The sequence below is a fragment of the Streptomyces racemochromogenes genome, from assembly GCF_044129415.1.
Taxonomy (GTDB): domain Bacteria; phylum Actinomycetota; class Actinomycetes; order Streptomycetales; family Streptomycetaceae; genus Streptomyces; species Streptomyces racemochromogenes_A.
This window is the reverse complement of the sequence record NZ_JBBDHD010000157.1, coordinates 1-13287: the sequence shown is the minus strand read 5'-3', so window position 1 is coordinate 13287 and position 13287 is coordinate 1. Positions and strand designations below refer to the sequence as shown.

11 protein-coding genes are annotated in these 13287 nt (G+C 71.0%); 7 read left to right on the top strand and 4 right to left on the bottom strand.

Features of this window, described 5'->3' with window-relative positions:
• Window positions 1-167: 167 nt before the first annotated feature.
• Both WDV06_RS33060 and WDV06_RS33055 read right to left on the bottom strand, forming a co-directional pair.
• Complete coding sequence (locus tag WDV06_RS33060) at window positions 168-2171, bottom strand: galactose-binding domain-containing protein (RefSeq protein ID WP_395513508.1); 2004 nt, start codon at window positions 2169-2171, stop codon at window positions 168-170.
• 273 nt (window positions 2172-2444) lie between these two features.
• Window positions 2445-3887, bottom strand: a complete 1443-nt coding sequence (locus WDV06_RS33055) for a hypothetical protein (protein ID WP_395513507.1) — start codon at window positions 3885-3887, stop codon at window positions 2445-2447.
• 120 nt (window positions 3888-4007) lie between these two features.
• Here WDV06_RS33055 and WDV06_RS33050 point away from each other — a divergent pair, with 120 nt between their 5' ends.
• From WDV06_RS33050 to WDV06_RS33040, 3 genes are all read left to right on the top strand, one after another.
• The gene (locus WDV06_RS33050; protein WP_395513506.1) at window positions 4008-4196 is read left to right on the top strand and encodes a hypothetical protein; all 189 of its coding nucleotides are present in this window, start codon (window positions 4008-4010) and stop codon (window positions 4194-4196) included.
• A gap of 65 nt (window positions 4197-4261) precedes the next feature.
• Window positions 4262-5242 (top strand): alpha/beta fold hydrolase, encoded by a 981-nt coding sequence (locus WDV06_RS33045; protein ID WP_395513505.1) that lies wholly within the window; start codon window positions 4262-4264, stop codon window positions 5240-5242.
• Between the two features lie 107 nt (window positions 5243-5349).
• Window positions 5350-5625: a hypothetical protein gene (locus WDV06_RS33040; RefSeq protein ID WP_395513504.1), complete on the top strand. Its 276-nt coding sequence runs from the start codon at window positions 5350-5352 to the stop codon at window positions 5623-5625.
• A gap of 10 nt (window positions 5626-5635) precedes the next feature.
• Here the strand turns inward: WDV06_RS33040 and WDV06_RS33035 are convergent, their stop codons facing one another.
• Both WDV06_RS33035 and WDV06_RS33030 read right to left on the bottom strand, forming a co-directional pair.
• Entirely contained in the window at window positions 5636-6091 is a 456-nt protein-coding gene (locus tag WDV06_RS33035; protein WP_395513503.1) for a GNAT family N-acetyltransferase, read from the bottom strand.
• Window positions 6092-6275: 184 nt separating this feature from the next.
• A complete protein-coding gene (locus tag WDV06_RS33030) occupies window positions 6276-9785 on the bottom strand; it encodes a M28 family peptidase (RefSeq protein ID WP_395513502.1) in 3510 nt (1169 codons plus the stop codon).
• 143 nt (window positions 9786-9928) lie between these two features.
• Between WDV06_RS33030 and WDV06_RS33025 the strand changes: the two genes are divergently transcribed.
• The 4 genes from WDV06_RS33025 to WDV06_RS33010 all read left to right on the top strand — a co-directional run bounded on the left by WDV06_RS33025 (window position 9929) and on the right by WDV06_RS33010 (window position 13191).
• Complete coding sequence (locus WDV06_RS33025; RefSeq protein ID WP_395513501.1) at window positions 9929-10891, top strand: LysR family transcriptional regulator; 963 nt, start codon at window positions 9929-9931, stop codon at window positions 10889-10891.
• Window positions 10892-10959: 68 nt separating this feature from the next.
• Complete coding sequence (locus WDV06_RS33020; RefSeq protein ID WP_395513500.1) at window positions 10960-12405, top strand: glyceraldehyde-3-phosphate dehydrogenase; 1446 nt, start codon at window positions 10960-10962, stop codon at window positions 12403-12405.
• Between the two features lie 96 nt (window positions 12406-12501).
• Window positions 12502-12612, top strand: a complete 111-nt coding sequence (locus WDV06_RS33015) for a PhnA domain-containing protein (RefSeq protein WP_395513499.1) — start codon at window positions 12502-12504, stop codon at window positions 12610-12612.
• 393 nt (window positions 12613-13005) lie between these two features.
• Window positions 13006-13191 carry a thiazolylpeptide-type bacteriocin gene (locus WDV06_RS33010; RefSeq protein ID WP_395513498.1) on the top strand — a complete coding sequence of 62 codons (186 nt, stop codon included), beginning with the start codon at window positions 13006-13008 and terminating at the stop codon, window positions 13189-13191.
• Window positions 13192-13287: the final 96 nt, after the last annotated feature.

The window sequence follows — 13287 nt, the reverse complement described above, 5'->3', positions numbered from 1 at the left end:
AACCCGTCGAAGAACCCCATGTACCCCAACCCCCCTGGTCGGTCCGTGCGCGGCCGGGCCGCGGATATGCCGCGGGGGGGGGGGGGGGGGGGGGGGGGGGGGGGGGGGGGGGGGCGGGCGCGCGCCCCCCCCCCCCCCCCCCCCCCCCCCCCCCCCCCCCCCACGCCTCAGCTGCTGAAGACGCCGACCTCGTGCAGGGAGTAGCCCCATTGGGTCGCGCGCTGGACGCCCTGGACGCGGAGGTAGCGGGCCGTCACCCCGTCGAACCGGGCGGTGTCCAGGCCGCCGTCGCCCTCGGTGGTGGACCAGACCGTCTGCCAGGCCGAGCCGTCCGTGGACGTCTCGATCCGGTACGCCTTCCCGTACGCGCGCTCCCAGTCGAGGGTGACCCGGCCGATGCGGTGCGCGGAGCCCAGGTCGATGCGCAGCCACTGCTGGTCGTTCCACTCGCTGGCCCAGCGGGTGCCGGAGTCGCCGTCTACGGCCCGGGCGGGCGAGTAGTCGACGAACGGGTTCCACCACTCCGAGGTGGACGCCGACGCGGACGAGCCGGCGGCCAGGTTGACGCTGCCCTGGTGCTTCTCGGAGGCGCCCCAGGTGGTCAGGTAGGACTCGGCGCCCTTGAACAGGTCGTCGACGACGTCCTGGCCGCCGACGAGCCGGATGTCCTCGATCCAGTCGGGGACCAGGCCGTAGTGGGCGGCGCCGTCGGTGTTCAGGTCCCAGGTGCGCTGCCCGGCGGTCTGCCGGTCGATGACCGAACCCCCGTCGGTGCTGCGGAAGGGGTACTTCACCGGGTTCGGGGTGTCCGCGCCCCGGGGGCCGGGCCAGCCGCCGACGCCGTTCATGTCGGTGCCGTAGCCGTAGCCCACGTGGTACTTCTCGCGCAGCGCGTCCGTACGCTTGGCCTCCGCGCTGAAGGCCTCCGAGCCGCTCATGTACTGGGCGGCGAAACCGCCCAGCTTGTAGAGGCGCTCGGTCCAGCCGAGGTCCATCCAGCTGTGGGAGGAGATCACGCCCGGGTAGGACTCGGACTCCAGGATGTCGAAGGCCCGGCCCGCGGCCTTCACGCTCATGTGGTCGACTTCGAGCATCATCTTGCGCTTCATCATGCCGCGCACGGCGTACTCGCCGAGTTCGGTGAGCCCGCGGGTGTTGCAGCGCGCGTCCGCGGAGTACGAGGGCACCGCCACGCCCGCCGGGAGCTCCTTCTGCGCCCCGGGAGCGGGCGCGAGACCGATGGGGTTGTCCTTCTGCGGGCCGGTGCAGGGCTCCGTCTTCCAGAAGGTGCCGGTCGACAGGAACTGGCCGACGTTGATCGCCGTACCCAGGGCGCCCTCGTCGAACCGCACCCCGCACAGGGCGTTGTCGAACTTGTGGCACAGGAACATGCTGCGCACGCCCAGCTTGTACAGCTCGTCCAGGCCCCGGTCGATGTCCTCCTTGGAGCACTGCGCGACGTCGAGGATCTGCTTGCAGCCGAAGGGCTCGGAGGTCTCCACGCCCATGACGACGGCCAGCTTGCCCTGCTTGATGACCTCGCGGGCCTGGTCGGAGCTGGTGACGATACGGAACCAGCCCTTTCCGGGGCCGCCGTACATCTTGTCGACGAACGCCTGCATGTCGTACGTCTTCTGCGCCTCCAGGCGGATGGCGGTCATCTCGTCGCAGCCGCGGTCCTTGAAGAAGTAGACCGAGCAGATCACCCCGTTGGTGACGAGGTCGTTGACGAGGACCCGCTGGCCGCCGCGCCAGGCGCGTTCCACCCAGGCGTAGTAGTTCTGCTGGTGGGTCAGGGAGTCGTGGGCGGGCCAGTCCTTGAAGGTGGGCCAGCCGTTGGGGTCGTGCTTGCCGTCCCCGCCCTTGGTGATGAAGTCGAAGACGGCGAGCGTGCCGTCGGGGTAGTGCTCGGGGCAGTCCTTGAGGGCGTCGGCCACGCCCAGTTCGGAGAAGGGCTTGCCGCAGATGAGCCGGCCGCCGAATCCCTCGTTGGACATCAGGTGGTCGTGGGCGTCGACGAACCCGCGGACCTTGCCCTGGGCGTCGGTGCCCTTGAAGGGCTCACCGGTGACGTTGATGTCGGAGTCCGGCTGCGGCCGGGCGGTGGGGTTCCACCAGCCGGGGTCGGCCGTCGACTCGGCCAGGGAGACGGGCGCGGGCCCGAGGACCATGGCGCACGCGGCGAGCAGGAGCGCGAGGAGCGCGAAACGGCGCCGACGCCGGGGGCGCGGGCGCGGTGGAGGGTGAGGGGTCAAGGTGATCACTCATGCCTTCGGTCGGCGGAGAGCGCGGTCGAATCAAGGCATGAGTTGTCATGCCCCGCACAACGATGGGCATGAGAATCGCTACTGGCGCGTAAGGAGTCAAGGGTCCGGGACGCTCGACCTGATGGAGCGTCGGGTGGCGGCGCCCCGGCGGGCCCCGTGTACGGGCCGCCGTCCCGGTCACGGAGCGGAGTCGGTACCCGGCGTGGGGGTCAGCGCGCTCGCGCGGTGTTCCGCGAGCGCCTGCGCCTTCTCCAGGAGTTCCGCGAAGGGCTTCTGGGTCATGGAGCCGCGTACCTTGCTGAGCCCGTACCTGCGGGAGTTCGCCTGCGCCTTCGCGCGGTTGTTGGGGGCGAACGGTTTGTTCTCTTCGGGCGGTCCCAGTTCCACGGCGAGGTACGGGTTGGACGCGTTCGTCGTGTGCCAGAGGGTGATGCGCTGTCGGCCGCGCGTCATGTTGAGGATCTCGTTGCTGTTCGCGACGATGCCCTGGTACCTGTAGTACGGCGGTGGCGGCCCGGGGGGTTCCCGGTCCTTCTTCTCCTTCTGGAGCGTCGGCCACTGCTTCCGCAAGGTCACGTAGTCGCTGTCGATGGCCATCCTGTCCTTCCGGGCCACCCACGCCTCGGTTTCGATCTTCAGGGTCTGGTACGGAGCCTCGGCCGGCCGGTCGATCACGGCGACCTCGTCCTCCGCCCAGTCCTCCCCCGGATTCAAAGGCCTGCCCGACGGCTGGATGAACTCGTCCGAGCTGATCACCCTCTGCTTCCGGGCGTCCTCCGGCCTCGTGCCGACGGGCTTGCCGTACACCCAGTAGATGCTGCCCAGGACGTACACGGGAATCTGGCCGGAGTTCTTCACCTGGATGTGGAACGGAACGAAGAGCTTCGTCTGCTCCTCGTTGAGGCTCGGTGCGCCGAAGGTCCCGGTGATCTCTATCAGCGGAGCCGTGGTGTAGGGGAGGTAGACATGGGTGTAGGCGAGGTTGGCGAACGCCACGAGGGTGGAGATGACCACCCCGATCGCGATACGCCGGGGATTGGGCAGGCCCTTCCACGCCCGGCCGTGGATGAGCACCGACAAGGTCCAGAGGGACCACGGGACGAGGGCGCACCACAGCAACAGCCAATGCGTGTACCGCCCGCCCCTCAGCTGTATGAAGAGCAGGACGGCGCTGGCGCTGAGGGAAGCCGCGGCTCCGATCAGGATGACCGTCCCCGAATACCGGATCTCCCGTTTGCCCCAGTAGTCGAACGTGGCCAACGCGGCCAGCACTTCGGTCACGGCCATGAGGAGGAAGATGAATCCGGTGATGCGCCCGAGATAGGTCAGCGCCGCGAAGGTGTCCGATATGCCGATCCTGACGAATACGTATGCGGTTGCCAGGAGGCCGGTCGCCATGAGGATTCCGTAGACCCGTCTGCGGCAGGACCGGTCCGGCCACACGGTACTGTCGCCGCCGTGCCAGCGGATGTCGTTCCCGAAGGGTATGCCGGAACGGCGCAGCAGCTGCTGCAGCCCCTTGGGGCTGCGGACCTTTCCGGCGGGCTTGTCGTCAATGGTGACCTTCCGCCACCCGAACGCATCCGGCGCTCCCACGGCTACCACGGGCGTGTTCGCCATGGCACCAGTCTGCTTCCGTATCCGGATGAGCGCCCCCGGAGGCGACAGCGGGTGCGGCCCGGCCGGGGGTGGGGTGAGACTGGTGTTGACCCCTGCCTCGTTCCCTTTCGGGAGGTTCCCATGCGCAGACGGATTCTCGGCCTTGTCGCCGCAGTCGTGTTCGCGGTTCTCGGCGTCGGGGTCCATGCCGCACAGGCCGACGTGAGCACCGAGAAGTGCAAGGCCACCGGGGGAATGGTCCAATACGACTCCTCGACCGGATTGTGGACCTGTGTCGGAGGCGAGCGCGACGGAGAGGCCATCGTCTGACACCGACCCGTGAGGGGTGTCCGGAATCGTCCGACGACCGATGAGCCCCCGCCTACAGTCGCCGCATGAACGAAGCGAAGGACACCAGGAGTTCCGGAGGCCGCTCTCGGCGCGGGGTGCTGAAGGCGGCGGTCGTCGTGGGGACGGGAGCCGCTGTCGGGGGCGGGGGAGTGGCCCGTGCCGAGGAGCGGCGGTGCAGGGAGCCCGTGTTCGTGTGCGTGCACGGGGCCGCGGGGAATTCCCATGCGTGGACCCCCGTGCTGGCGGAACTGGCCCTGCGCGGGCACAAGGCGGTCGCCGTCGATCTGCCCGGACACGGGGCCGGGGCGTACTACCCGGTCGCCTACCAGACCCCCCAGGACCTGGAGGCGCTGCGCAGTGAGCCCTCGCCGCTCGGGAAGGTGACGCTGGCCGACTTCGCCGCGCACGTGGTGGGCGTCGTACGGCGGGCCTCCAGGCTCGGGGCGGTGGTGCTGGTCGGCCAGAGCATGGGCGGGGCGACCCTCAACGCGGTCGCCAACCAGGTTCCGGAGCTCGTCTCCCACCTGGTGTACGCCTCGGCCTTCTGCCCGACCCGGCACGCCTCCGTCCGGGAGCTGATGTCCACCCCCGAGGCCTCCACCAGTGCCCTTGCGCGGCTGGACGTCGTCCCGACCCCTCCTGAACTCGGTGTCACGCGCGTCAACTGGCGTTCGGGCGACCCCGCGTTCTTCGCGGCGGCCAAGGAAGCCCTCGCGGCCGACCGGCCCGACAGCGCCGTACGGGCGCTCCTGGCCACCCTGGAGCCCGACGAGTCGGCGGAGGCCGGGACCGCGGACTGCCGCGGGATCCCCGAGAAGTGGGGGCGGGTGCCGCGCACGTTCCTGCGGTTCACCCGGGACCGCACCGTTCCGCTCGCGCTCCAGGACCTGATGATCCGCGAGGCGGACGCCGCCACCCCGGGCAACCGCTTCCGCGTCCGCTCCCTGGCCGCGCCGCACGCGGGCCCCCGGGACCCGGCCGTGTGGGCGGACGAGCTGGAACTGGCCGCCGGGGCGTGCCGCTGACCCCCGGGGCCGACCACCGGGGCCGGGTTCCGCCCCGGGCTCCCGGCCGGGCGGGGCGGCTCCCGCCGGCCCGGCGGGGTACGGGTCCGGCGCCTATCGTCGGAGGTATGAGCGAGACCGTCGTGGTGTACGAGTACGACCGGCCCGGCGCGGCGCACCCCGCCGGGGAGCCCGCCCCCGGGGACGTGCTGCGGGTGCACGCGGCGCCCACCGCCCCGGGCCGGCACGACGTCCGGGGTCCCCGGACCCTGTGCGGGCGGGACACCTTCGCCATGGAGACGGCCTCGTGGCGCCACTCGGGGCACCCCGGCTCGCCCTGGTACCCCGAGGAGTACGCGGACCGGGTCTGCCCCGCCTGCGCGGACGCCGCCGGGGAGGGCTGAGCGGGAGAGGTCAGCGGCCGGGGGCCATGTCGTACGTGACCCACATGGTGCGGGTGGCCACCTGGTCGTACTTGGACCGGGCCCGGTGGTTGTCGTCGGCGGTGATCCACCGGACGACGCTCCAGCCGCGCTCCGCCGCCAGCTCGCGCAGGGTGGCCAGTAGCAGGTCCGCCGCGCCGGAGCCGCGGTGCTCGGGGGCCACGAACAGGTCGTCCAGGAAGCAGCCGGTCGTGGCGGACAGCGGGCGGGCGAAGGGGCGGTAGTGGGCGAGGCCCAGCAGCCGGCCCCCGGCGTCCTCGGCGACCAGGGCGCCCACCTCGTGGGCGGGGTCGTTGATCCACGACCACACCGTGGCCGCGGCCTCCTCGGTCTGCTCGACCCGGTAGAACGCGGCGTAGCCCCGGTACAGGGCCCGCCACTGTTCGAAGTCCCCGGGCCGTGCGGCGCGGACCAAGATGTCTGACATATCGGGGATCTCCTGGGATCGGGGCTCGGAGAACCGATCATGCCGGAGCCCCCCGGCAGCCCGGGATGCGCCGCCGTGTCCAATGCGGCGCCGCGCTCCTTCCGCCGTGGACAGGCGGCGGACGCGGCGGAGCCCGGTCCGGCGTGGTGCCGGACCGGGCCCCTGGGGGGTGCCGCGGGGTGGGTCAGCTCACCTGGAGGGTGACGTCGTCGACCACGAAGGAGGTCTGGAGGGACTGGTCCTCCACGCCCTGGAACCGAAGGGTGACGGTCTGCCCGGCGAACCGGGAGACGTCGTAGCTCTTGAGCGTGTAGCCGGAGCCCGCGTCCACGTTGGACAGGGTCTCCAGGGTCTGCCCGCCCACCGAGACGGTGAAGGTGTCGTAGACGGTGGGATCGGTCTCGTCGGTGTCGATGTGCAGGTAGAAGGCGAGGCGGGCCGAGGAGCAGCCGGCCGGGAGGGTCAGCGACTGCGAGGCGCTGTCGGTGTGCGAGGAGCCCCAGCCGTTCAGCCACGCCATGTAGGCGCCGGCGTGCGGGGCCTCGCCGGCCTGGTTGGTGACGACCCCGGAGGTGGCGCTCCAGGGGCTCGTGCCGTTCTCGAAGCCGCCGTTGGCGACGACCTGGGCCGGGGTGCAGCTGCCGCCGCCCCCGCTGACGGTCAGGGTGTAGGTGGTGCTGTGCGTGGCGGTGCCGGTACCGGTGACCGTCAGGGTGTACGTGCCGGGGGCGGTGCCCGCGGCGACCTGGACGGTGAGGGTGGCGGACTGGCCGGACTGCACGGTGGCCGGGCTGACCGTGGCGGTGACGCCGGCCGGGGCGCCCGAGACCGTCAGGGCGACGTTCTGGGGGCTGCCGCTGACGGTGGTGGTGTTCACCGTCGAGGTGGCGCTGCCGCCCGGTGCGGCGGTGCCGGCGGCGGGCGAGGTGGAGAGGGAGAAGTCGGACGACGGGGTGCCGCTGCCGACGGCCTGCTTCCAGATCGCGTAGGCGACGCCGTCGGCGCTGCGGTCCAGGACCGTGGCGTTGATGTTGCTCGGGGTGTCGCAGGAGCTGTGGTAGCAGGAGTCGTACGCGGCGTTCGCCGTGCCGCCCCACTTGGAGGCCTGCGCGGAGGTCTTGCGGGCGCTGGCGCCGGCCGCGTAGCCGGAGGTGGGGATGCCCGCCTGCTGGAAGGAGTAGTCGTCACTGCGGCCCTGGCCCTCGGTGTTCTCCTCGGGGGCGAGGTTCAGCGAGGTCCAGTACGCCTTCAGGGGTGCGGCGGTGGTGGAGTTCAGGTTGTTGATGAAGTAACCGCCGTTGGGCGAGCCGACCATGTCGAAGTTGTAGTAGCCCTTGATGGCGGCGCGCTGGGCGCTGCTCAGCTGGCCCACGTAGAACTTCGAGCCGTTGAGGCCCTGTTCCTCGTCGGTCCACCAGGCGAACCGCACGTGCTTGGTCATGGTGGGGTTCTTCTGGGCCAGGACCAGCGCGTTCTCCAGCAGGGTGGCGGAACCGGAGCCGTTGTCGTTGATGCCCGGTCCGGCGGAGACGCTGTCGAGGTGGGCGCCGAACATGACCGTCTGGTCGTCGGGGCCGCCCGGCCAGTCGGCGATCAGGTTGTTCGACGGGTAGGTGCAGGAGGTGCAGTTCTGCTCGGTGACGGTGTAGCCGGCGGCCTGGAGCCTGCCCTTGATGTACGCGAGGGACTGGGTGTGGCCGCCGCTGCCGGCGCGGCGGTTGCCGCCGTTCTGCGTGGCGATGGTGCCCAGCTGGTTCAGGTGGGCCTGGACGTTGGCCGCGCTGATGTCCGGCGGGGTGGTGGGGTCGGGCTGGCCGCCGCCGACGCTCAGGGCGTAGTCGGCGGTGTGCGCGAGGGAGGCGCCCTGGCCCTTGACGGTGACCGTGGCCGGGCCGGGGGCCGTGGTGGAGCTCGCGGACAGGGTCAGGGTGGAGGACTGGCCGGACTGCACGGTGGCCGGGTTGAAGGAGGCGGTGACCCCGGCGGGCAGGCCGCTCGCGGAGAGGGTGACCTGCTGGGGCTGGCCCGTGGTGGTGCTGGTGGCGACGGTGGTGGTCACCGAGGCGCCCTGCTGCACGCTGCCCGAGGCGGGGTTGAGGGTGAGGGAGAAGTCACCCTGGCCGCTGGGGGTGCAGGTGGGGTCGCCGGACTGGGCGGGCACGCTGATGGCGTCCCAGGCGGCCTTGGTCTTGTTGAACAGGTCGCAGGAGGCGTCGAGGGTCTTGGCGGAACTCAGGGTCGCCGTCCGGTACTTCTTGTAGGACATGCTGCTGGTCTTGAGCAGCATGCCGCCGTAGAAGATCTTGCCGGCGTTCTGGATGCCCACGCCGGTCACCGTGGACTGGTTGCAGGTGCTGCTGCTCGGCTTGCCGCCGCCGGGGTTGCTGCCCTCGGCCAGCAGGTAGAACCAGTGGTTCAGGGGTCCCGCGGCCGCGTGCACCTCGGTGTTCGGTATGGAGGAGCTGTAGCAGGACGGGTCGTTGTTGACCGCCGAGGGGTTGTACATGTTCCGGATCGGGCCCCGGCCCTGGAGGTTGATCATCTCGCCGACGGTGTAGTCGGGAGTGTCGTACGGGGAGGGCTCGTTGGCGTAGGCCTCGGTCAGAGCGCCGAAGATGTCGCCGGTGCCCTCGCCGAGTCCGGCCTCCTGGCCGCTGGTGCCGCCGGGGGTGTTGGTGTCGATGGCGTGCCCGTACTCGTGGCCCACGACGTCGATGCCGGCGATCCACTCGTTGGCGCTGTTGTGGCCGATGGTGACGGAGCTGCCGTCCCAGTACGCGTTGAGGTCGCTCAGCCCGACCTTGCCCGGGAAGCTGCGGCCGTTGCCGTCGACGCCGCTGCGGCCGAGCCACTGGCGGAGCATGTCCCACTGCTTCTGCGCGGCGAACATCAGGTCCGTGCACCCGGTCTCCTTGGAGGTCGGGTTGCCGGTGCCCCAGGAGTCCGAGGACTTCGAGAAGACGGTGCCGGTGCTGTAGTCCTGGCAGCTCAGGCCCGGGCGGTTCGGGTCGCGCAGGGAGTACGTGCCTCCGGACGCTGTGGTGTCGATCGTCAGCGGGTTGGGCCCGTTCCACTTGCTGGTGCCGGTGCCCGCGACGACCTCGTCCCAGCGGTCGACGACCTTGCCGGTACGGGCGTCCACGAAGACGTGCATCCGGCTGGGCGCCGACTTCGCCGACCCGGTCAGGACCGTCTCCCAGGCCAGGACCGGCTTGTCGTCCTTGAGCCGGACGACCAGGCGGCTGCTCTCGACCTTGTCCACCTTCGCCAGCTCGGCCCGGGAGGAGGACTCCGCCGCCTTGGCGGTGACGGTCGGGGTGACCGACACGTCGATCACGGTCGAGGAGGCCGACTGGAGGGCGCGGACCTTGCCCTCCCCGTCCGCGAGGACGACCGCGTCGCCGCCGACGACCGGCAGGCCGCGGTAGCTGCGCTCGTACGCGACGGAGAACAGGTCCTGTACCCAGGGGGTGACCAGGCGGCGGTCGTACTGCTGCTGCGGCTGGTTGACCAGGCTGTCCAGGCCGCTGCGCACGGCCGCGTCCGCCGCGGCCACGGCCCGGTCGGCCCGGGAGGGCCGGGGCGGTACGGGATCTGGCTGCTGCGCGGCCGACGCGGTACCGGCCAGCGCACCGGCGAGGCTCGCGGTCAGCGCGAAGGCCGCCACGGACGCCGTCCATCTGGTGGGCTGCACGAGTCCACTCCGATCGTGTGTGGGGGGTGTCTGGCTGTACGCCGTCGCCGAGTATGAGCGTGTACATGGCGGGATTGGGACATCTCTGCGGGCATAAGGCCCGCGTTATGGTGCGTTGGGGCCGCCGTTCGTAAGCTGCCGGGATGCAGCTGGAGTTGAGGCACCTGCAAGCCGTCTGCCGGATAGCGGAAGCAGGCAGTCTGGGCGCGGCGGCGCGCCGGCTCGGAGTCTCCCAGCCGGCGCTCTCCGCCCAGCTGCGCAGGATCGAACGGGTCACCGGGGGCGAGCTCTTCGTCCGCGGCCGCAGCGGGGTGGAGCCCACCCCGCTGGGCCACTTCGTCCTGTCCAAGGCCCGCCGCGTGCTCGGCGAGATGGACGCCCTGGGAGCCGAGGCCCGTGCGCTGTCGGCGGCGCACGTGCCCCTGCGGCTCGGCTGCATCCTGCTCGTGCTGCTGGACGGCCTGCTCGCGCGCACCGACCTGGCCCCGGGCGGGCGGGAGGTGGCGGTGGACCTGGAGAACTCGGTGACCACGCTCGTGCGGATGCTCGGCGCCGGCCAGTACGACGCCATCGTCTACGGCGAGGTCAACGACTACGAGGTCCCGCTGCCCGGCGGCGTCCAGGCCCGCACCGTCGTGCCCCGGGAGCCGTTCTGCATCCGGATGTCGGCGCGGCACCCGCTGGCCGGCCGCGCCCGGCTGGACCTGGCCGACCTGGCCGGCGAACAGTGGATGACGCTGGTCCAGGACGACGACGGCGGGCCCGAGGCCCTGATCGAGGCCTGTGCCAGGGCCGGCTTCACCCCCTCGCTGCGCTACCGGATCACCGACCGCAAGATGCAGCACGACCTGATCGCGGCCGGCCGGGCGATCTCGCTGAGCCAGCCCACCGCCCCCGCGGTGCCGGGCACGGTCATGCGCCCCCTGGCCGGGACCCCGGTCACCGGCCGGATCCGGCTGGCCTGGAACCGGGCGTCGGTCTCCGCCCGCCAGGGCGAGCTGCTGCACCGGGCGGCCGTGGAGGCGTACCTGGCGAACGTGGACAACAACGCCTTCCACCGGACATGGTGGGACGCCCACCCGGAAGCCCACCCGAGCCTCGGCTGACCCCTGCAGAAGGGTCGGATTCCGGTCGGGTTACCATATGAGCGCCGCCTAGCTCGAAAGATAACTCTGTGACTGTCAACGAGGACTCGTTCAGCAACTGGAAGACCCGCGAGGAGATCGCGGAGTCGATGATCCCGATCATCGGGAAGCTGCACCGCGAGCGGGATGTAACGATCCTGCTGCACAGCCGCTCCCTGGTGAACAAGTCGGTGGTCAGCATCCTCAAGACCCACCGGTTCGCCCGGCAGATCGACGGCGAGGAGCTCTCGGTCACCGAGACCATGCCGTTCCTGCAGGCCCTCGCCGCCCTCGATCTCGGTCCGTCGCAGATCGACATCGGCATGCTCGCCGCGAACTACAGCGCCGACGACCGCGGACTGTCCGTGGCCGACTTCACCGCGGAGGCCGTCGCCGGCGCCACCGGTGAGAACAAGCTGGAGGGCTCCTCCGGCCGCGACGTCGTCCTCTACGGCTTCGGCCGCATCGGCCGCCTCGTCGCCCGCCTGCTCATCGAGAAGGCCGGCTCCGGCAACGGTCTGCGCCTGCGTGCCATCGTCGTCCGCGGTGGCGGCGAAGCCGACCTGGTCAAGCGCGCCTCGCTGCTGCGCCGCGACTCGATCCACGGCCAGTTCCAGGGCACGATCACGGTCGACGAGGCGAACAGCACGATCATCGCCAACGGCAACGCGATCCGCGTGATCTACGCGAACGACCCCTCCGAGGTCGACTACACGGCGTACGGCATCAAGGACGCCATCCTCATCGACAACACCGGCAAGTGGCGCGACCGCGAGGGCCTCTCCAAGCACCTGCGCCCCGGTATCGACAAGGTCGTCCTGACCGCCCCGGGCAAGGGCGACGTCCCGAACATCGTGCACGGCGTCAACCACGACACGATCAAGCCCGACGAGCAGATCCTGTCCTGCGCCTCCTGCACCACCAACGCCATCGTCCCGCCGCTCAAGGCCATGGACGACGAGTACGGCGTGCTGCGCGGCCACGTGGAGACGGTCCACTCGTTCACGAACGACCAGAACCTCCTGGACAACTACCACAAGGCCGACCGCCGCGGCCGCTCCGCGCCGCTGAACATGGTCATCACCGAGACCGGCGCCGCCTCCGCCGTCGCGAAGGCGCTGCCCGACCTCAAGGCCCCGATCACCGGCAGCTCGATCCGCGTCCCCGTCCCGGACGTCTCGATCGCCATCCTCAGCCTGCGCCTGGGCCGCGAGACCACCCGCGACGAGGTCCTGGAGTACCTCCGCGGCGTCTCCCTGCACTCGCCGCTGAAGCGCCAGATCGACTTCACCACCGCCCCCGACGCCGTCTCCATGGACTTCGTCGGCTCGCGCCACGCCTCGATCGTGGACGCCGGCGCCACCAAGGTCGACGGCGACAACGCGATCCTGTACCTCTGGTACGACAACGAGTTCGGCTACTCCTGCCAGGTCATCCGTGTGGTCCAGCACGTGTCCGGCGTCGAGTACCCGACCTACCCGGTCCCGGCCGCCTGACCCTTCCCGGAAGAGCGTGCCCTGCGGTGCCCCGTCGACCCCGGTCGGCGGGGCACCGCCGCGTGGTGCGGACCGGCCTCCCTGCCCGAGGAGCGGATGGTCGAGGACATCCGCCTCGTCGACGGAGTCGGCGGACACGACACCGACCGCCGGATCGAGGGCCTCGGCTCCGTGCGGCTGAAGTCGAGCGTGGTGAGGAAAGGCTGATTTCCGACTGACATCCCACCGACCTCCGCCCCCGTCCACCCCCCGGTGGACGGGGGCGCCGTCATATCCGGGGCCCCCACGACAGGATCCTTTCAGCCGCGATGGCCCGAATGCTGCGATCAGGCCCGGCCGGGACGCTCTTTTCCGCGAAAACGCGCCAGAATCCGTACGGGTTCGGAAGCGCGTCCGGATCTCGGCTCTAGCGGACCGCCGAGCCGCCAGGTGATCCTTGGGTCCGGGTCAGCCGCTCCACAGGCCGGAAGGGATCGATATCCGGCCGGGCCGAAACCCGAGCACATCCGGCATTCCCTTCCGCGGGGAGCGGCCTTTCACCGGCCCGCGGGATTCCACCCAGTGCCCTTCGGCTTCGCTTCCACACTCAGGGAGACACCCATGTCCGACACCGCGCACACCCCCGAATTCGGCTTCGAGGACCTGGACCTCGACCTCGGCGACCTCACCGTCACCGCCATGCGGGACACCGTCGCGCTGCCCGAGGGCGGCGCCTCGTGGGGCTCGTGCTCCTGCCAGGGCTCCTCGTCCTGCCAGAAGCCGACCGTGGACACGCCCATCGTCTGAGCCCGCGCGGGGCCGTCGTCCCGCATCCGGCCGGCTCGCCCGACCCTGCCATCCCACGACGCGGGCCCGCTTCCCGCCGCACCCCGTGCGGCGGGA